Annotated in this window: 15 protein-coding genes; 5 read left to right on the top strand and 10 right to left on the bottom strand. The window is 35.5% G+C overall.

The annotated features are described in order from the left end of the window. Window positions 1-30 precede the first annotated feature (30 nt). The gene (locus BR43_RS17195) at window positions 31-474 is read right to left on the bottom strand and encodes a DUF948 domain-containing protein (RefSeq protein WP_034564195.1); all 444 of its coding nucleotides are present in this window, start codon (window positions 472-474) and stop codon (window positions 31-33) included. Window positions 475-752: 278 nt separating this feature from the next. On the opposite strand from BR43_RS17195, the gene BR43_RS17190 reads away from it, so the two are divergent. Then, a complete protein-coding gene (locus tag BR43_RS17190; RefSeq protein WP_034564193.1) occupies window positions 753-1655 on the top strand; it encodes a mechanosensitive ion channel family protein in 903 nt (300 codons plus the stop codon). Window positions 1656-1729: 74 nt separating this feature from the next. Here the strand turns inward: BR43_RS17190 and BR43_RS17185 are convergent, their stop codons facing one another. From BR43_RS17185 to racE, 7 genes are all read right to left on the bottom strand, one after another. Next, window positions 1730-2863 (bottom strand): N-acetyldiaminopimelate deacetylase, encoded by a 1134-nt coding sequence (locus BR43_RS17185; RefSeq protein WP_034564191.1) that lies wholly within the window; start codon window positions 2861-2863, stop codon window positions 1730-1732. 84 nt (window positions 2864-2947) lie between these two features. Then, the gene (dapD, locus tag BR43_RS17180; RefSeq protein ID WP_034564189.1) at window positions 2948-3649 is read right to left on the bottom strand and encodes a 2,3,4,5-tetrahydropyridine-2,6-dicarboxylate N-acetyltransferase; all 702 of its coding nucleotides are present in this window, start codon (window positions 3647-3649) and stop codon (window positions 2948-2950) included. Window positions 3650-3732: 83 nt separating this feature from the next. Then, window positions 3733-4206, bottom strand: coding sequence for a cyclic-di-AMP-binding protein CbpB (cbpB, locus tag BR43_RS17175; RefSeq protein ID WP_034564187.1), 474 nt, complete (start codon window positions 4204-4206; stop codon window positions 3733-3735). A 185-nt stretch (window positions 4207-4391) separates the two neighbouring features. Then, entirely contained in the window at window positions 4392-9167 is a 4776-nt protein-coding gene (locus BR43_RS17170) for an endo-beta-N-acetylglucosaminidase (protein WP_245617882.1), read from the bottom strand. A 234-nt stretch (window positions 9168-9401) separates the two neighbouring features. Further along, window positions 9402-9917, bottom strand: a complete 516-nt coding sequence (locus BR43_RS17165) for a metallophosphoesterase (protein WP_034564185.1) — start codon at window positions 9915-9917, stop codon at window positions 9402-9404. A 23-nt stretch (window positions 9918-9940) separates the two neighbouring features. Then, window positions 9941-11293, bottom strand: a complete 1353-nt coding sequence (gene rph, locus BR43_RS17160; protein ID WP_034564183.1) for a ribonuclease PH — start codon at window positions 11291-11293, stop codon at window positions 9941-9943. 73 nt (window positions 11294-11366) lie between these two features. Next, window positions 11367-12179 carry a glutamate racemase gene (racE, locus tag BR43_RS17155; protein WP_034564181.1) on the bottom strand — a complete coding sequence of 271 codons (813 nt, stop codon included), beginning with the start codon at window positions 12177-12179 and terminating at the stop codon, window positions 11367-11369. Between the two features lie 286 nt (window positions 12180-12465). Here racE and BR43_RS19735 point away from each other — a divergent pair, with 286 nt between their 5' ends. Beyond that, complete coding sequence (locus tag BR43_RS19735; protein ID WP_084679975.1) at window positions 12466-13605, top strand: YslB family protein; 1140 nt, start codon at window positions 12466-12468, stop codon at window positions 13603-13605. Window positions 13606-13693: 88 nt separating this feature from the next. Here the strand turns inward: BR43_RS19735 and BR43_RS17145 are convergent, their stop codons facing one another. Beyond that, entirely contained in the window at window positions 13694-14491 is a 798-nt protein-coding gene (locus tag BR43_RS17145; RefSeq protein ID WP_425393641.1) for a formate/nitrite transporter family protein, read from the bottom strand. Window positions 14492-14747: 256 nt separating this feature from the next. Here BR43_RS17145 and BR43_RS17140 point away from each other — a divergent pair, with 256 nt between their 5' ends. The 3 genes from BR43_RS17140 to BR43_RS17130 are packed head-to-tail and all read left to right on the top strand — an operon-like array spanning window position 14748 to window position 18047. Beyond that, window positions 14748-15995: an SPFH domain-containing protein gene (locus BR43_RS17140; protein ID WP_034564180.1), complete on the top strand. Its 1248-nt coding sequence runs from the start codon at window positions 14748-14750 to the stop codon at window positions 15993-15995. Between the two features lie 46 nt (window positions 15996-16041). Then, complete coding sequence (locus tag BR43_RS17135; protein WP_034564178.1) at window positions 16042-17118, top strand: hypothetical protein; 1077 nt, start codon at window positions 16042-16044, stop codon at window positions 17116-17118. Continuing rightward, the gene (locus tag BR43_RS17130; protein ID WP_034564175.1) at window positions 17118-18047 is read left to right on the top strand and encodes a TPM domain-containing protein; all 930 of its coding nucleotides are present in this window, start codon (window positions 17118-17120) and stop codon (window positions 18045-18047) included. The genes BR43_RS17135 and BR43_RS17130 overlap by 1 nt, the downstream gene beginning before the upstream one ends. A gap of 57 nt (window positions 18048-18104) precedes the next feature. Here the strand turns inward: BR43_RS17130 and BR43_RS17125 are convergent, their stop codons facing one another. Then, the gene (locus tag BR43_RS17125; RefSeq protein ID WP_034564174.1) at window positions 18105-19169 is read right to left on the bottom strand and encodes a DUF5105 domain-containing protein; all 1065 of its coding nucleotides are present in this window, start codon (window positions 19167-19169) and stop codon (window positions 18105-18107) included. Between the last annotated feature and the right edge of the window lie 13 nt (window positions 19170-19182).

The following is a 19182-nucleotide window of genomic DNA, read 5'->3' as shown; positions in this document are numbered from 1 at the left end:
CTCTCCATTCTTATTTAATTTTCATTATTTTTAAATCTCTGTTTTTGCTACTTTTTTCGCTTTACGATTGCGTTTCACCGACATTGCTGTCCGACCAATTTTTGAAGCCATAGAAACTTGAGCCGTTTTCTTTGAAGCTCCAGTAACATGACCAACTAAGTTACGACTTGATTCATTTAAATCTGAAACCGTCGTTCCTAAGTCTCCAATTGCCTGAAATAATGGATCAGTCATCCCTAACTTTCCATTCACATCATCTACAAGAGCATTGGCTTTATTCAGTAGTCCCTCAACTTCAATTGATAGATTATCAACATCCTTGGTAATAACTTGAATACTTGAATTTGCTTCTTTAACTGTTTGACCGATTTCACTTGCAATTTTTGAGAATTTCATCAAATTCATCACTATGAAAACCACCAGCACAGCAAATGCAACTGCCGCAATAATCGCCGCAATTTCTCCACCTGACATTTTATCGCCTCACTTCCACCTTAGTTCTTTCTGTTTATTTGAATCGACACTGATTAAATTAAACCAGCTAAATTCTTAAACAAAACCGCAAATCTTTACTTTATTAGAATACCATTAATTCAATTTTTGTTCAAATTATATCAAACAAGTTTAGCGTTTATTTTTTATTTGTCCCAACACTTTATAATCCTTTATTAAGAATTTCAAATTTTTTCACTTTTCTCGTTATTTTTTGATAGAATAAGAAAGACTAAAATATTTTAAAGGAGTTTTTTTTGATGGATAGTAGTAGCACAATGGATAGTTCAGTAACTACAGATGTTGTTGATAAAGTTGCCAAAAGTACGAATTATTTTTTAAATTATTGGAATAGTATTAATTGGAGTGATGTAATTGCTACACTAATCAGTAAAGGGATTCAACTGTTTTTTTTAACCGTTATCCTATTAATTATCACAAAGATTGGGAAACTATCAATTGAAAAAAGTTTTGATAACTATAAAAAGAAAAAACAAGTTTCACAAAACCGATTAGATACTTTATATACACTTTCTCTTAATATTTTTCACTACATCATGATTTTTTTCTATGCATATGGGGTATTATCGATTCTCGGTGTTCCTGTGGCAACTTTACTTGCTGGTGCTGGAGTTGTGGGGATTGCTATTGGTTTAGGCGCTCAAGGATTTGTAAGTGATATTGTCACTGGATTCTTTATTATTTTAGAAAAACAACTAGATGTCGGTGATTATGTAAAATTAGATCCTATTGAAGGAACTGTAATTGCCGTTGGAATCCGAACGACCCAAGTTAAAAGTTTAAATGGGACGTTGAACTTTATTCCTAATCGCAATATTACCATTGTCAGCAATTTATCCAGAGGGAATATGCGTGCGTTAATTGATATTCGTTTATTGCCAAATGCTGATATTAATCAAGTAACAGCCATCATTCAACAAGTAAATGATACGTTGGTTCCTGAATATCCAGAAATCGTTCAAGGTCCAACTATGATGGGATTAACGGATTTAGGCAATGGGATGCTGGCTTTTCGAGTTGTAATCTTTACGTTAAATGGCGATCAATTCCGTGTTCAAAATGAGTTTTTAAGGCATTACGTCGCGGCCTTAACTGATGCAGGAATTGAGATTCCAGCCTCTCCTTTAAGTCTAATGAAATAAAAAAATAACCTATCAATAGTAGTCATCCCTGAAGATAAGAATCGGGTGGCTAAACTAGTGGTAGGTTTTTCTTATTATTTAGCTAGTTTCATTTCTAGAAACGCCCCGACTTGCTGAATAGCAAACGGAATAGCCTCTTCTTTGGGACTCATTTTAGGATGATGTAAGCCGTACGGACTATCTACGCCTAACCAAAACATCGTTCCTGGTACTTTATTTAGTAAATAACCGAAGTCTTCCCCTATCATGGCTGTTGGTGAAATAACCAAATCTACTGCTGAATGATGATTCATAAATTCAATAAATTCTGTGGTTTCTTTTTCTGCATTAACGACTGGTAAATATCCGCCTTGAACTAAGCTTAACTCAATTTTACATTGATACGATGCTTCAATTCCAGCAGCAACTTGCTGAACACGCTCAATCATATGTTCGCTCATTTCAGGCGTCAACGTTCGGATAGTACCTGTTAGACTGGCATTTCCGCTAATAATATTTTCTGTAGTTCCTGCATTAAAGGTCCCAATTGTAATCACTGCGCCTTCAACAGGATTCACACTCCGACTCACAATTGTTTGCAATTGGCTCACAAATTGGCTTGCCGCAACAATCATATCATTGGATTCATGAGGATAAGCTGCATGACCACTTTTCCCAGTGAAATCTGCCTTAATTCGACATGTACCTGCAAATAAGGTCCCCGCTCGTGTTCCTATCGTTCCTACAGGTAATTCCGGCTGAACATGTAAGGCATAAAATTCTTGTGGCATCCATTCATCTAGTAGTCCATGATCGTAAACTAATTTGCCCCCACATTCATTCTCTTCTGCAGGTTGAAAGAGAATCACTAAATCATTTTTCCCTGGATGCTGACTAAAATGCGTTAACAATCCTAATGCAATTGACATATGCATATCATGACCACAAGCATGCATTCGTCCTTCATGAGTTGATTTGAAAGGTAAATCCGTTTCCTCACTAACTGGTAAGCCATCAATATCTGTCCGCCAACCAATTGTTTTCTCTCCCTCTGAACCTTTAACTCGAACAACAATAGCTGTCTTCCAAGTTTTGATTTCTAGATGTTCTTGTGGTAATGCATTAATTTTATTTAGTAAATAATCATGTGTTTTATACTCTTCTAAACCAATCTCGGGAATTAAATGCAGCTCTCTACGAATTGCTACAAATGGATTTAATTCTGTCATAGTGAACCACTCCTTTTCAAAAAAAGCCATCTCTAATACAGAGATGGCTTAAAATTTAATTCAACAACTACTTTTATTGACATCTTAAAGTTTACGTAGCTCATCAATTAAGCCTGTTTTACTTTTTGTTTTTTCATCAATATCTTTAATTTTTTTAGCTGGAACACCAGCAACAACCGTATAAGGTGCTACATCGCTAACAACGATTGAACCCGCCGCAACAACTGCTCCTTTGCCAACGCGAATGCCTTCTAAAACAACCGCATTTGCTCCAATTAAAACATCATCTTCAATCACAACTGGTTGTGCACTAGCAGGCTCAACAACACCAGCTAAAACAGCACCCGCACCGATATGACAATTTTTTCCAACTGTAGCACGTCCACCTAGAACTGCACCCATATCAATCATCGTATTTTCGCCAACAATCGCACCAATATTAATTAATGCCCCCATCATAATAACTGCTTGATTGCCAATTTCAACTTGATCTCGAATAATCGCACCAGGTTCAATACGAGCATTTAATGGTTTTGTATCGACTAATGGAACTGCTGAATTACGACGATCATTTTCAACAACGTAATCTAAAATAAGAGTACTATTTTCTTTCAAAAATGGCTCTACATCTTGCCAGTCACCAAATAATACACCTGATTTACAATTCGTAAAATTTTGGATTGTTTCAGGGAAAGTTAGTTCTTTTAGACTTCCTTTAAGGTAAACCTTTACAGGTGTTTTCTTCTTACTATCTGCAATAAATTTAATAATTTCGTTTGCATCCATCATGAACCACTCCTTCTGACCTACTTTTCAATAGTCCTTTATAAGAATAACAAATTCTAACGAAAAAATGAATTCTTTTATGCTTACTTTTTAACTTTTTTTAAGACATCGAATTCATTTTCAAATTCATGAGCAATTCGATTGGTTGCTTTTAATAGTTCACGCCTAGTAACGATTCCTGTAAAACTTCCATCTTCACTAGCTACACAAAGAAAAGCGTGATTCACTAATAAATGCAAAACCTCTTCTAAATCATAGGGATTATGCACAATCGGAAAATCAGTTTGCATAACTTCATGCACACAGATGTCACTTAATTTATCAAAATTAATTTCTTCAAGACCCATAATCGCATCAATCACCATCGGCATTGAAATTAATCCTTTAATACGATACTCGTTATCTAATACTGGAATTACGGAATAGCGAATTTTCGTTAGCACCAATAACGCGTGATCCAAGTGGTTATTTACTTGAACATGGGCTACCGTTTCAGCTGGAATTAAAAATCCTTCTTTATTTTCAAGTAGCATTTCGCCAATTTCTTTACCTATCATGTCTAACAGTTCCTCCTTAGAGTCAATAAATAGTTCCTCTTCTATTTTACGTTATTCACACATAAAAAAGTAGTCTTACGAATCAAAATTTTAATTTTAATAAAAGCTTAATGATTTGTTCAACTATTCACGTACGTATAAAAAACATGAATCAAAGCATCATTGCCTTCATTCATGTTTTTTAATTAGTTCATTGGTTCTTGTTTTTTAATCTTGTAAAAAGTGGTTCCACTGATAATCAAAATTAAAATCCAGCCCACTGATGCTCCTATACTGTTGCTTGTTTTCTCACCAGTTTTAGGAAACTGGCTTTCGGTTGAAGATGGATTGGTAGGCGCATTGAATTGTTGGACAGGTGGCGTTGTTGTTGTTGGAATACTAATTACTGGATTTGTTGGTTTCACTCCTTCTTTTTCGGTATCTCCCTCTTTCTCAACTACCATTGGAGTTAGCCCCGTATAAGCTTGTTCTAAATCATTTTTTGTTGCCACCAACTCAGAATACGTAACATCTGGGTTCGCTATAATTTCTTCTGTTTTAGCAATTGCTCCTTTCAGAGACTGGATTGATTCTTTTGTAAATTCTTGCTCTTGATTAATAGCTAGCTTAGCTTTACGTAATAATTCAGCAATTTCTAGTTTCACTTTTTGACGATTGCCTTCCTCTATAGGAACCAGATTATTTATGGCTACTGTTACAGTTGCCATTGCTTCCTCAAGTTCTCCCAAAGTAGCTATTTTTCTCATTGCCAAAAGACTTTCAGCTGTTGTAACGGATTGTTGTAAAATTTGGTAGCTCTCACTTGTATAGTGATTTTCTTGATAACTTTTTGCTGTTGTAATTAATTCGCTTAATTTTATTCTAGCTTGATTTATTTTTTCTTGTTGTTGATCCTCTTTTTTCATGATTAATTGTGCCACTGCAGTTTCTAACTCTTTTTCAGTCGCTTGTAGTTGACTTAATGAACTTGCTGGATTCAATAGAATGACTTCAGTTGCTTTAATCTGATTGGTTAAAAGCTTAAATGTTTCAGAAGTATACTCTGTTTCTTTTAACTCTTTCACAAGAACCACATATGCGCTGATTTTTTTATGAAGCGCTTGAATTTCAGCAGTTTCAAGTGTTACCAATTGATCCATTCTTTGTTGGATATTGATTTTTGCAAATTCTAAACCTTGAATTGTCGATAAAGGATCACTAACTAGTTTTTCTCCATCTGCTATAGCCAATTGAAGTCCCTGATAGCTTGCCATTGTATACAAGGAAGAATTGACTTTTTTAGCTTGCTCTAAGATCTCATTTAACTGGTCCTTCATTTGTTGAACAAGCATTGAATCGGTAGAAATTAACTCATCAATAGCTTTTTGTAACGCTGTCCCTCTTCCTTCAACTTCCGATAATAGAGGTTCTTCCATAGTTAAGATTCCCTGGGCTAATTCTAATTGAGTCGTCATCTTTGCATAGCTTTCAATTGTATAATGACTTTCTGTTAACTCTTTAGCGTTATTGACAAGTTGTTGTAATTTAGTTAGTGCTTGCGTCAAATCAGCTGATTCAAGTGTTACTAACTCATCAAATAGCTGCTGTAATTTTCCGGTAGTTATTTGAATAGTTTGTAACGTTGCTGTAGAATCTTTTAACATTTCTTCTGCAAAGCTTATTTGTTCAGAGAGTTTTTGATAACTTTCTAGTGTATATAAGGCAGAATTGACTTCTTTGAATTGTTTAATCGCTTCTCTGAGTTTTATTTTAGCAACTTCTACCGGGCTACTTTCAACTAAAGTTAAATCAGTTAACTGCTTTTGTAGCTGATTGTATTGCGCCTCTAACACAGCAATCGTCAAATTAGGCTGTTGAACCAATTCTTTGGCTTGGATTAATTTCTCTTGTAAATTTTGATAACTTTCGATTGTATATAACGTTCCATCAATCTTTTCAGCGACTTGTATCAACTCAGCTAATTTCTTATAGGCTTCATCTTGTACCGATACTAACGATTGAAAAGCTGTAGTTAGTCGTTGAATGGCTGCTTCAATTTCTCCTAATGGAACAGATTGACTCACCTCTAAAATACGCTTAGCCTCTATTCGCGCCGCTTTTAATTCGGTAAAACTAGCTACTGTATACTCAGCTTCATTCACATTTGTTTGATAGTATTGACTCCGGAGTTGGCTAAGTGCCTCTTGATTTGGCACAACTTCAATTCCAGTTTTTTGATAACCCCAAATTTCAAAATCATAAATGCGAGCTACTTTACCAGTTTGCTCAGCTTTATTTAATTTCAACTTAATATAACGTGCTTCTGTTAAAGGAATTGAGTCTTCCGTTATGCCTTTCGTATTTTTATCTTGATGAACGACTTCTGACCAATTCTGATTATCTTGGCTAACTAGAATTTCATAATCTCTCGTATTCCATTCAGCATTCTCACCACCCGCTTCGGCATGATAAAGCTTAAAACCAACAATCGAAACAGGCTTACCTAAATCAACACTCATCCATGGTTGATCATGGGCATTATCACACCATTTAGTTAGTAGATCACCATCCAAAGCTTGCTTAGGGGATTCATTTTTATTCGTGTAACCAGATGCTTCAGTCGCTACAGCACCTAAAGCTAAATTAACTAAAGGTTCCTTAAATTGATCATCGTAAACTGTAATATAATTTTCTTTGACTTTTTCAGTGTCACCTGCGGAATTACTAGCAGTTAAACGAATCGTATACGTTCCCGCCTTAGCAAATTGAACCTGAATTTTTTTACCTTCACCGTTTTCTGGTGTTCCGCCTTCAATTAACCAAGTCAATTTTTCAGCAGATTGCGCTGATTGACTCATTAATTCAATAGATTCACCAACTTTAACAAAAGATTTATTCGCTGAAAAATCAGCTGTTGGTGCTTTCAAGGCATTAAAAGTAAAATTAATATTCGCTGCTGCTGTCAGATGTTCCTTTCCTAATGAATCTACTGGAACTACTTGATAATGAAGACTATTTGTACTAGGACGTTTTTGCTTAGCCGCAAAATACGCTTGATTAGTACTCACTCCAACTAACTGTTTCTCACCATTTTCTGCAACTTGATAAAGATTATAGCTCTTTGTATTTTCAGCAGCTGACGTCCACTTGAAGCGTAAATTAGCAAATAAATCCTCTTCAATAGACTGCCCAACAATTTCTAAATTTTGAATCGGACTAACCGTCATCTCATTCATATCCGCAATTTCAATCTGTCCTAATTGAATCTTTGTCTCTTTTTTTGTTTCTTGACTGATTACTTTAACAGAAATCGTATCAATTGTTTTTCCTTTATATGGGCTTAAGTCAACTTGAAGCTTCTGCCAATCGCCGTCCTGTGTTTCACCAGATAACGGGATTAATTTAGTTGGCTCGTCTGTAAAACCTAAGACTAATTCAAGTGTCGCTTTTCCTTGATAAACCAAAGTTGCTTTTTCTTTACCTGTTAAGGCTAATTGGCTCTTATATAATTTGGCAGTTGTTTCGCCATTTTCGACTGTCGAACCAGATAACGCAATAGATGAACCACCATTAAAAGCCGTACTATAATCAATACTTGCTCTTAGCTGATTTCCTTGATTCTCAAGAATCCAACGATACGTTGGCATAATATCTTGAATGCTACGATTATTATAGGCTCCCTCTTTTACTAGCTGCCCATTTTGATAAAAATTATCGCCATTCCCAACATTAAAATTCGTTACAAAAGGCAAACTTGTAACAGCTGATTTTTCTACAAAATAACGAGAAATCCCTTGCCATTTACTAGCCTCCATACTAGTATCACGAGGATCTCCTGCTGAGTTCACCCAGAATTTTTCTTCATTTTCCCAATATTTATTCACATCATAATTAGCTCCATCCCGCAGTGTCCAGTCAGGACAATACAACCCTAATGAAACTATCGGTTGACCATTGCGGAGAAGGCTACTAGGTTTAGTAGACGTATTGAATCCTTGAGCTTGTACATCGATTCCAGCAAATAAATCATACGGTGAGCGATTTAGATCCGTTGCCATTTTAGCCGAACTATCTAATTTACTTGGGTTATTTTTCCAGTTAAAGTCTAAAAACATAGTATCTGCTACTTGTTGTGCATCTTTTTGAAAAAAAGTTTTATTTCGATCATTTAAAGCACCTTGCCACGAAATATTTCCACTTTCAAGCATCGAATCATACCACATTATATCTTGTTCCGGTTTCTTATGTTGCTGTAAATAGACTAAAAGCTCTTGCAAGGCTTTAGCTGTTGTAGCATCTGTTTGTGTTTCTTGATTAATAAACCAACCATCAAATCCATAATAATCAGCAAGTAATAGTAATTTATCTGCTACTGGAAAGTTTCCATCGGCATCTTTCACAACAAATTGTTGCACCCACTCTGATTTTCCACCATATGCAGTTGGCGGAAAAAAGACTGTTCCTAGAACTGGCACACCATTTTGATGAGCTGAATCAATCACATCTCCACTAGGTGGCACAATAATTCCTTCACCGGCAGAACCTGCCCAAGCAACTAACGTATCCACATATTGCCAATAGCTAAAATTATAAACTGCCTTATCTCCGCTACCTTGGGATGGGGTTCCACTTGTGTTTCGATTTGTGATTGCCAAAGAAACAACTTTTGCTTCCAAACTTTGATCTTGATTCGTTTTCTCTCCTTGAACTCTTTTTCTAAGCGGTACAGATGAACGATTATGAATTGCATCTTCATCTTTCAGTGCATCCCATTCCAGTAATTCCTTTGGAAAAAAATGTGAAGCATAAGGATTTTCTTTAATTTCTGGAATTGCTTGTTCGGAATCTCCAGTTTGTAATGTACTTTTAGGTCCATCCTCAGCATGTACTTTTACTGGCATCAATTGAATAGTCATCGCTAACGTTAAAGCGCTTACAGTTAAAAATGAACAAATAAGTGTTTTTTTTACTTTAGATATCAAATGTTAACTCTCCTTTTTCAAATAAATTCCCTAAAAACATCCAACAACAACCAAGGCCCCTTTCTGCAGAATTCCCCAATTTTCTTTAGCATATCAAATAATCCTATGATTCTAAATGTAATTTTTATAGTTTTTTAATGACATATCATATGTTTTCAGACACCATTAGAGAAATCACTAAAAAAAGAACTGAAAACAAAACTAAAAAAATCGTTTTGTTTCCAGCCCTTTTTATTAGCGTTTAAAGTCAAAATGCAACCCGTCAACTGGTTGATGACTTCGATCATAATAAGTTACTTGGATTAGCTCAGGAGTCGTTTCAATAATCGCATAAGTTTTTGTTCCACTGAAGCGCCCTCTTGGTAAAGAAATACTTCCAGGATTTAACAATAAAATCGAATCCACCATTTCTACACCTAATTCATGTGTATGACCGAAAAAGGCAAAACTAGCACCTACTTCTTTAGCGGCATAAATCAAGGTATCCATTGTAAACTTTACATCGTGTAAATGACCATGAACCGTTAGTACCGTTTCTCCATCAACTTTAGTCACACGAGAAGTTGGAAAAGCTGAATCATAATCACAATTGCCACGAATACTTAACATCTGCTCCCAAATTGGATCATCTGATGGTAGTTCTGAGTCTCCACAATGAAACATTTGATTGACTTTTCCTTGATAAGTTTGAATCAAATCAACTAATACGTCACGATCTCCATGATTGTCACTGACAACTAATACTTTCATTTAAAACACCTCTTTTTTATGGTTTATTTAATCCAATCATCCCACACTTTTTCTAGATTGACCAATGCTTTTGCTCGATGGCTAATTTTATTTTTTTCTTCGCTAGCCAATTCCGCCATTGTTTTTTTCATTTCTGGCACATAAAATAACGGATCATAACCAAAACCATTAGCGCCTCTTGGAATAGCAATAATCAAACCAGCCACTTCTCCTGATACAACTAAGCTTTCTTTACCTGGCATTGCCAAAGCTAACGTACAATGAAATTGAGCTGTTTTTTCTTCTGGTTTAAACGAACTTAATTCATGGAGTAATTTGGCGTTATTTGCAGCATCACTTTTAGGTTCTCCTGCATAACGAGCCGAGTACACTCCTGGTTGTCCAGATAATGCATCCACTTTTAAGCCAGAATCATCTGCTAACACAAGCATATTTAAACGTTTCGCAATAGTTTCAGCTTTTAATAACGCATTTTCAGCAAAAGTCGTACCTGTTTCTTCAACTTCTGGAATTGCTGGATAGTCCAATAATGTTTTCACAGTCCAACCTTTTTTAGCAAATAATGCATCAAATTCGCGCGCTTTCCCTGGATTATTTGTAGCAATTAAAATTTCTTTTGCTGAAGCAGAATGCGTTGGTAGAACCAATGTATCCACACTTTGGCGTAAAGCGGTATTTTGTAACTGAATTAACTCATGAATGCCTTTTTTTCCTAATGCTAACATTTGCATTAATTCTTCCGTTGTAAATGTTGCTTCTTCTCCAGTTCCTTGAATTTCAACAAAACGACCGCTTGAAGTCATAACTAAATTCATATCCACTGCTGCTGAACTATCTTCTGGATAATTCAAATCTAGTACAGCTTCTCCATCTGGTAAAATTCCAACACTAATAGCAGCTAATCCTTCTTTAATTGGATTTTCAGTTAACTCACCTGCGTCTAACAGCTTTTGAACAGCTAATTGCAAGGCGACAAATGCACCTGTTATGCTTGCTGTCCGTGTACCTCCGTCCGCTTGAATAACATCACAATCTACCATAATTGATCGTTCACCTAGTATTTCTAGATCAACAACTGCACGTAAACTACGTGCAATTAAACGTTGGATTTCCATGGTGCGCCCTTTTACTTTGCCTTTTGATGATTCGCGAATAGATCTTGATTCCGTAGCTCTAGGCAACATACTATATTCTGCATTTACCCAACCACGCCCTTCACCACGCATAAAAGGCGGTACTCTTTCTTCTAACGTAGCATTACAGATTACCTTTGTATCTCCTACTGAAATCAAAACAGAGCCTTCTGGGTGTTTTAAATAATTTGTTTCAATTGTTACTTGACGTCCTTCATCATATTGTCTGCCATCACTACGCATCTGGTGAATTCCTCATTTCAATTTAGTTTCTCATAATTTATCCAAATTACTAACTAGCTAACAAATAGATTTGTTAGCCATGTCCTAGTTTAATATTTTCCACTTCCATCTCAGCTAAACCTAGCCAGTCAGAAGCAATTTCTCTAAACATTTGAGCCGATCCGGTTGTATAAAAACAGCGTTCAACAGAAAGCTTGCTTTTACTATCTTCAGCAATATTAAAATAATCTAGTATTGTACTCACTTCACTAACTGTCTCTGCACCAGAATCAATCAGTGTTACCCCAGATCCCATCACATTTTGAATAATCGGACGTAATAGCGGATAGTGGGTACAGCCAAGAATCAACGTATCTACACCTTTTTTTTGCATCGGCTTTAATGTTTCCGCTACTACTTTTTTCGCAATCGCACTATTATACTCATGACTTTCTACAATTGGCACAAACTTAGGACAAGCTAAACTAGACACTTTCGCCAAACGATCTTTTGAGCGAATCATATCATGGTACATATTACTTTTGACAGTTCCTGCGGTTCCAATGATACCGATTAAATTACTATTAGTTGCTTTAATTGCTGCACGACTTCCTGGTAAAATCACACCAATAACAGGAATCGCTAATTTCTTTTTAATATCTTCCAATGCTGCTGCTGTTGCTGTGTTACATGCAATCACTAACATTTTGATATCTTTATCCAATAAAAAGTGGGTCATTTCCCAAGTAAACTGGCGCACCTGTTCCTCTGGCCTTGGACCATATGGACAGCGGGCCGTATCGCCTACATAATAAATAGATTCATTGGGGAGTTGACGCATCGCTTCTTTAACAACTGTCAAACCACCTACTCCTGAATCAATAAAGCCGATTGCCTGTTTTTTCATAAATTCCCCTCATTTTTAAAAATTCATTTAGTTCACTTTTTCATAGTTAATTCTTGCTCTTTTTGTAGATTGATTTATTTTTTAGTCTTTCATTTTAATGATTTTATACTATCTCCTATTTTCACCTTTTTTTCACTAAAATTCAAGAGTTAGCTTCATCTTTTAACAGATTCTTGACAAATTCCAGCAATTCTCTTTAATTTTCGTTAAGGAAAGCAAAAAAGATAGGCTTCCACAACATTTAACGTTATAATAGATAAGAAGATAAAATTGAGGTGATGACTAAATGAAAAATGATGAACAATTAAAACCGATTGATTTAGAAAAATTTACTGGAACCATTTCTATGTTTGGCTACGAATTAATTCGTGATAGCCTTTTACCAAATATTCTTGGAAAAGAAACACACGAAATCTTATATTGGGCTGGAAAAGAATTAGCGCGTCAATATCCTGTTGCTGATTTTGATGATTTAGTCCTGTTTTTCAAAAAAGCATGTTTTGGCGACTTAGTGTTGCTTAAAGAAAAAAAACATCAAAAACTTTACACATTAACTGGACCAACTATTACTGCTCGAATTCAACATGGCAATCCTAACTTTAGCTTAGAAGCTGGATTCTTAGCGGAACAACTGCAAGCACAACAAGAACTCTATTCAGAAGCTATCTCTGAAATTAATTCTCGTGGTAACAAAGTCACAATTACCTTGCAATGGGATGCTAAAGATTCTGTTTCTATTGATAAACCTTTAGAAACCATTACTTTAAACGATGATTTTTTAACAGATGATGAGCTTGAAGCAGACTATCAAGAAATTGTTGAACCGGTTTTGAACGAATCTATTGAAGAAAAACAACAATCAGAGGATGACTTCATTTACTTTGAAGATCGTTTTGGTATTCTTGATTTGCCATCAGAAACTCCTCCAGTTGAAGAAGAAGCGATTCCACAGGATTTCATTACTGAGGAAGTTGAAGTACCTTTGACTGAAACTTTTACAAAAGAACTTAGACAAGAGTTTACCGAACCTGTAGAAGATTTCGTTGAAACTGAAGAAATTATGGAAGTTCCTACAGACGTTCCTTCTATTCAGCTAGAAGAGGATGAAATCGAAGAAGACGTTTTTATCAACTTTGTCCCCGAGATATCCGCTGAGGAACCTGAAGCTACTGAGCCTTTCGTTTCTTTTGAAGAACAGCCGGTTACGGAAGTCGAAGAAATTGAGGCGATTATTGAAGAAGAGCCACTAAATGATTTGCCTACAGAACCGTTAACAGAAGAAGAGGCATTGCATGAATTTGATGCTTTAAGTCAAGTCTTTAGTGATATTAACCATGAAACGGCTCCCGAAGAAGATGATGATGAATCCATTTTTGATTCTCTCCCTTCTCGATCTTCACGCCATAATAAAAAGAAAAGTAAATAAACTCAAGGGATTGCTTTTTCTCACCATTTATATGAACTTAGAGCGTGAAACAAACTGAAAACCAGTTTTGTTTCACGCTCTTTTAGATTTAATCTTGATAGATAGAATCTGTTTTATTTAACCAAGCATACCCTAACCCCATTACCAAACCTCCACCAACAAAATTCCCTAAGAAAGCGAGTAATAGGTTGGTTCCAACAGCACTAAACGTCATGGCTGCCAACGTTCCACCAGAAGCAAAATAAGCTAAAGAAAACGCTGGAAAATTAGCAATCACATGTTCAAAGCCTAAGAAAGCAAAAATATAGATAATAAAGATTAAACTAATCACTTTTGCCGCATCATCTTTCATTCTCATAGAAGCCATAACAGCGGTATTTACAACAATATTCGCAAAAATTCCTTCTACAAAAATTTGAAGAGGTGTTTTCATTAATTTAGCAGTCACAGCGGTAAAGATGTAGTCATCTTTTGGTAATTCGGTAAAAATCGTTGTTTTAGACATTAAGAAGCCTACTACTACTCCACCAATTAGATTAAAAAGAATACAAGTAACTAATACAGTCGCTGCTTTACTAAAAGTTACTCTACGTTGATAAAATCCAACAGTAAAATACATCATGTTCGATGTACCTAATTCTGCATTTAAATACACAATCATCACTAAAGACCAACTAAACATGAAGGCATACAGCATTTTCCCCAAACCTGGCGCAATATGATCTCCTTTACTGGCAATGCTAAAGGCCACTGCCGAACCTAATGTTAGAAATAAACACGCTAAAAACGCTCGAAGCATATAACGTGATTTGCTTTTATCAAATAAATCAAGCTTTTTTTCCAAAGAATAGTCCAATTGATTCATTAGGCTATCTGCTTTTTTCAACAAAATTCCCCCTTTTTTCTTATCTTCCCTATCACTTATTTATTTTACAATGAAAGTTGTTAAAAGAGATACTAAAATGCCTGAACTATAGTAGTTGATATTTTCTATAAACTCTTTTTTTAACCAATAAAAATCAGAACCTTTCTCTTTAGTTTTTCTGTTCAAAATCCAATAAATTAACGTCTATACAAGCATTTCCAACTATGCTACTATTAATTATGTATAAGGTAATTTAAGAATAGAAAGGTTGATTTAAATGGGTTTAATTAAAGTAGCACTAACCTCGGCTTCCGATACTTTAGCCGATCAATGGCTTGAGGTCATCGAGCCTGATAAAATGAGTGATTCAACAGTTTTTGTTAAAGGCGTACATGTCCGAAAAAGTGAAAAACGTGGGGCTAATCAAAAAGGAACCTCTGACACAATTTCAACGGGTTCAGTCATTCATGTTAATCCTAATCAATTTATGATTTTAACTGATGGTGGAAAAATTGTTGATTTTACAGCAGAAGAAGGTTATTACCATGTAGATGATACAGCACTTCCCTCTCTATTTACTGGGAATTTTAAAGATGCCATTGCAGATTCATTTGATCGTATCAAATTTGGTGGCGTAACTCCTACGAAACAAGAAGTCTTTTATATTAATTTGCAAGAAATCAAAGGAATTCGTTTTGGAACGCGAAATCCAATTAATTATTTTGATAATTTTTACAATGCAGAACTCTTTCTTCGAGCTCACGGATCCTACTCTATCAAAATTACAGACCCAATCTTATTTTATAAAGAAGCCATTCCGCGTAATAAAGTCAAAGTTGATATCCAAGATATTAATGAACAATATCTAAATGAATTTCTTGAAGCTTTACAAGCATCTATCAATCAACTATCCGCTGATGGCGAACGTGTTTCTCATGTTACTTCTAAAGGAACTCAACTAAGTAAATTTATGTCTGAAACGTTAGATGAAGAATGGCGCGTTACTCGTGGTATGGAGATTCAAGCTGTTGGAATTGCAAGTATTTCATATGATGATGAGTCAAAAGCCTTAATTCAAATGCGAAATCAAGGAGCCATGCTTAGTGATCCTGGTGTTCGCGAAGGATATGTTCAAGGCGCTGTAGCTCGTGGTATGGAAGCTGCTGGTTCAAATCCTAATGGAAGTGTTAATGGCTTTTTCGCTATGAATTCAGGCATACAAACTGGCGGTAATTTTGTGGGAACAACGTCTCAAGCCAATCAGCAACAAATGCAAAATCAACAAAATCAGAGCCAGCAACAACCGCAAGCTGAAACTCCGCAAGTCGCTCCACAAACACAAGTAGAATTATGGACATGCGAATGTGGTACTCGTAATACTGGTAAATTCTGTTTTGATTGTGGGAAACCAAAACCTGAACCAGAAGTTGCCGCAGCAAAATTCTGTAGCAATTGTGGCTACAAAATTCCAGAAGGACAGCCTAGACCCAAATTCTGTCCTGAATGTGGACAACCATTTGCTTAAAGTAAATAATTACGATCATTTAAATTAATCTAAAAGGAGTTCAAAAATGGACGTTTTAACACATAAATGCCCAAATTGCGATGCTGGTTTAACTTTTAATCCTGATACTCAACAATTTCATTGTGAGTATTGTTTAAGTAATTTTACAGCTAGTCAACTTGAAGCTTTCCAAAATCCAGTGTCCTCTGATCAAGAAACAGAGGCAACCACTGAACAAAATGCAGCATTTGAAAGTTATGAGAGTCCACCGTTAACGGAGGCAAATCTTTATTCTTGTCCCAGTTGTGGTGCTGAGATTGTAACAGAAACAACTACTGCTGCTACGTATTGCTATTATTGCCATAACCCAGTTATTCTTGCTGGTCGTTTGGAAGGGGATTTTTTACCTGATGCTATTATTCCTTTTTCAATTGGAAAAGAACGCGCCACACAACAATTTTTAAATTGGGTTCAGAAAAAGAAATTTATTCCAAAGGCTTTTTTTAATGAGAAACAAATTGAGAATATTACTGGTATTTACTTCCCCTATTGGATTATCGATGGATCCGTTGATGGACAATTAACAGCTGACACAAGTGTCGTTACCAGTTGGCGAAATGGGGATACGGAATATATAAATACGAAACAATACACTAGTCTCCGAAAAGGAACGATGCAATTTAATGGGATCTTCCGGAATGCACTTTCTAAAAATAGTGCATCTATGATAGAAAGTATTCATCCCTATGATTTGTCTAGTTTGACAAAATTTTCTAGTAGTTATTTATCTGGTTTTCAAGCTGAAAAACGAAATAAAGAAATGGATGTCTTCCAGACTGAGATACAACAAAACATTCGCAGAAATGGTGAGACCATGCTGAAAAGTACACTATCTGGCAAATCATCAATAAAAAAACTAACGGTTCAACTTAATGATGTACAATTGAAACCAAAATATGTTTTATTGCCTGTTTGGATTTTAAATTATCAAAAAAACCAGCGAAACTATTCCTATATAATGAATGGACAAACTGGTAAATTTTTTGGTGAACTTCCTATTGATTCTAAAAAAATGGCGGTATTATTTGCTGGTTTAACAGGAATCTTCTTTATTCTATTCTTATTAGGAGGGTATTACTTCTAATGAAAATATGGACTACTTCACTAACTAAATTATGCTTTCTCCTTGTTTTGATCGTAGGTTTTACGACTGGACTGGCTACTGTACAAGCTGAAGAAACCCGTGTATTCGACCAAGCACAGCTACTATCAGCCGAAAACAAACAGCAATTAGAAGCACAAATTCTAGAATTAAAAAAGGATATGCAAATGGATGTTGTCGTTGTCACAACGAATAACGCCGAAGGAAAAACAAGTGCAGCCTATGCAGATGATTATTACGATAAAAATAAATTCGGGACTGGTCCTGAAAAAAGTGGTATTTTATTATTACTTGATATGGACAATCGGGAAGCTTTTATCACAACATCTGGTGAAATGATAAACTTGTTAAATGATGCTCGAATTGAGCGTTTGCTCGATGCCGTCTTTAAAGAACTTCCAAATCAAAATTATTATGGTGCTACAACGGCTTTTCTCAATCAAACAAAGAACTATTATCAAAAAGACCTTGAAGCAAAAGCTAAAGCAGCAGAAAAAGCCAAGCCTAAAGAAGTTAAGCCTTTAGTTGGAAAATTTACTGGTGGAAAAACAATAGCTAGTTTGTTGTCTGCTTTGTTGCTGGCTGGATTTTTTTGTTTAGGGGTTATTGGCAAGTATAAGATGAAATCTACCACGAGCTCTTATAATTTCCGAAATAACGGACAAACTTACCTAACCTTCCAACAAGATAATTTAATGAAAGATAAAACGACATCTCGTCGAATTCCGAAAAAAGATCCGCCAAACCGCACTAATAACAGTGGCGGTGGTGGAACAACGACAACACGTACTTCAAGTAGTGGGAAGACTCATGGTGGTAGCGGAAGAAGTATGGGCAGCAGCAGTACTCCAACTTCAACTCGCACTTCTAGTAGTGGTACAAAACATGGCGGCGGTGGACGTGGCTTTTAAACAATTTATCAAAAAAAGTCAGCTTCCATAATGGAAACTGACTTTTTTTACTACACTTTATTTTCCACGATATCCACCATAAAAAATAGCTTGGAAATTTTCATTGTTTAAATCAAATTCCCATTTATCCTCAACTTTAACTAACTCAATTACCAGAGGTTCTTCTCTTCTTACAAGCACCGTTTGTTCCATAATTTCATCAAATTGTGGAATCGTCGCTTCTTCTTCTTTTCCTTCTAGAATTCCACTCCAATGAGTGGCTAAACCTATTTCTTGTGACTTTTCAAAAAATAAATCTTTAATATTTTGATGAGACATGATTTCAAACTGCAATGAAACAATGGCTTTTTCTGTGTCATTAGAGATTAAAGTTGGCACAATCGTCGCTCTTTTTTTCTCCATTGCTTGGAAACGTTGATACATTGATAAAACTGTTGCTTCATCTGGTTTATATCTAGAAAATAAAGCTCCTAAAACTTTATCTTTAAACAAATTTTGATGAAGTGTGTTAGCATTTTGCAGATTGTTAGATACTAGTTTCTGATAATTAGCATCTTCTTCATTGAAAGCCAAGACATTAAAATAAGCATTCGTTGCTGTTAGCGGATCTTCTAAGGTTGTTTTTGTATCTTGGTAATCAGCAGGATCTACGGTTATATTCAATGAAAGCCAGTCATCATTTACTTGATAGACTAAATCGTACATTGCTCCCTCTTCAACATCAAAAGAGAGGGCTCCCGTTGCCTTTTCATTTTTTTCTTGAAGCACCCCACTACCAAACTCTTTAAAAACATATGTTTTTATCACTTCATCTGTTGCTTTATTTAACAAAGCTAGTTTTCTTTCATTAAGAAAATTAGCGTTGTTCACTAAATTTTTTACTTCTAATTCTAAAACTAAGCGTTCTTTTTTAGTTTCTTCTTTTTTAGTTTCATTAAATAAAACAAAATAACCCTGATTAAGTTTAACTTCTATAGGGCTTTCAATTTTTTCTGCTACTTCACTGCTAGAACTAGATTGAACTTCAGTTGATTTTTCAGCTAATCCTTGAGCCTTTCCACCACAACCGACCAACAATACACTAAGCAGACTAAATCCAAGCACTTTACTAAATTTTTTCATTTATCTAATTCTC

This window comes from Carnobacterium gallinarum DSM 4847 (genome assembly GCF_000744375.1).
Classification (GTDB): Bacteria; Bacillota; Bacilli; order Lactobacillales; family Carnobacteriaceae; genus Carnobacterium; species Carnobacterium gallinarum.
This window is presented reverse-complemented; position numbering and strand designations above follow the sequence as displayed.

Bases quoted from the DNA above. Each gene is read 5' to 3' on its own strand.
- BR43_RS17195 (WP_034564195.1), bottom strand. From the start codon at position 474: ATGTCAGGTGGAGAAATTGCGGCGATTATTGCGGCAGTTGCATTTGCT.
- BR43_RS17190 (WP_034564193.1), top strand. From the start codon at position 753: ATGGATAGTAGTAGCACAATGGATAGTTCAGTAACTACAGATGTTGTT.
- BR43_RS17185 (WP_034564191.1), bottom strand. From the start codon at position 2,863: ATGACAGAATTAAATCCATTTGTAGCAATTCGTAGAGAGCTGCATTTA.
- dapD (WP_034564189.1), bottom strand. From the start codon at position 3,649: ATGGATGCAAACGAAATTATTAAATTTATTGCAGATAGTAAGAAGAAA.
- cbpB (WP_034564187.1), bottom strand. From the start codon at position 4,206: ATGATAGGTAAAGAAATTGGCGAAATGCTACTTGAAAATAAAGAAGGA.
- BR43_RS17165 (WP_034564185.1), bottom strand. From the start codon at position 9,917: ATGAAAGTATTAGTTGTCAGTGACAATCATGGAGATCGTGACGTATTA.
- rph (WP_034564183.1), bottom strand. From the start codon at position 11,293: ATGCGTAGTGATGGCAGACAATATGATGAAGGACGTCAAGTAACAATT.
- racE (WP_034564181.1), bottom strand. From the start codon at position 12,179: ATGAAAAAACAGGCAATCGGCTTTATTGATTCAGGAGTAGGTGGTTTG.
- BR43_RS19735 (WP_084679975.1), top strand. From the start codon at position 12,466: ATGAAAAATGATGAACAATTAAAACCGATTGATTTAGAAAAATTTACT.
- BR43_RS17140 (WP_034564180.1), top strand. From the start codon at position 14,748: ATGGGTTTAATTAAAGTAGCACTAACCTCGGCTTCCGATACTTTAGCC.
- BR43_RS17135 (WP_034564178.1), top strand. From the start codon at position 16,042: ATGGACGTTTTAACACATAAATGCCCAAATTGCGATGCTGGTTTAACT.
- BR43_RS17130 (WP_034564175.1), top strand. From the start codon at position 17,118: ATGAAAATATGGACTACTTCACTAACTAAATTATGCTTTCTCCTTGTT.
- BR43_RS17125 (WP_034564174.1), bottom strand. From the start codon at position 19,169: ATGAAAAAATTTAGTAAAGTGCTTGGATTTAGTCTGCTTAGTGTATTG.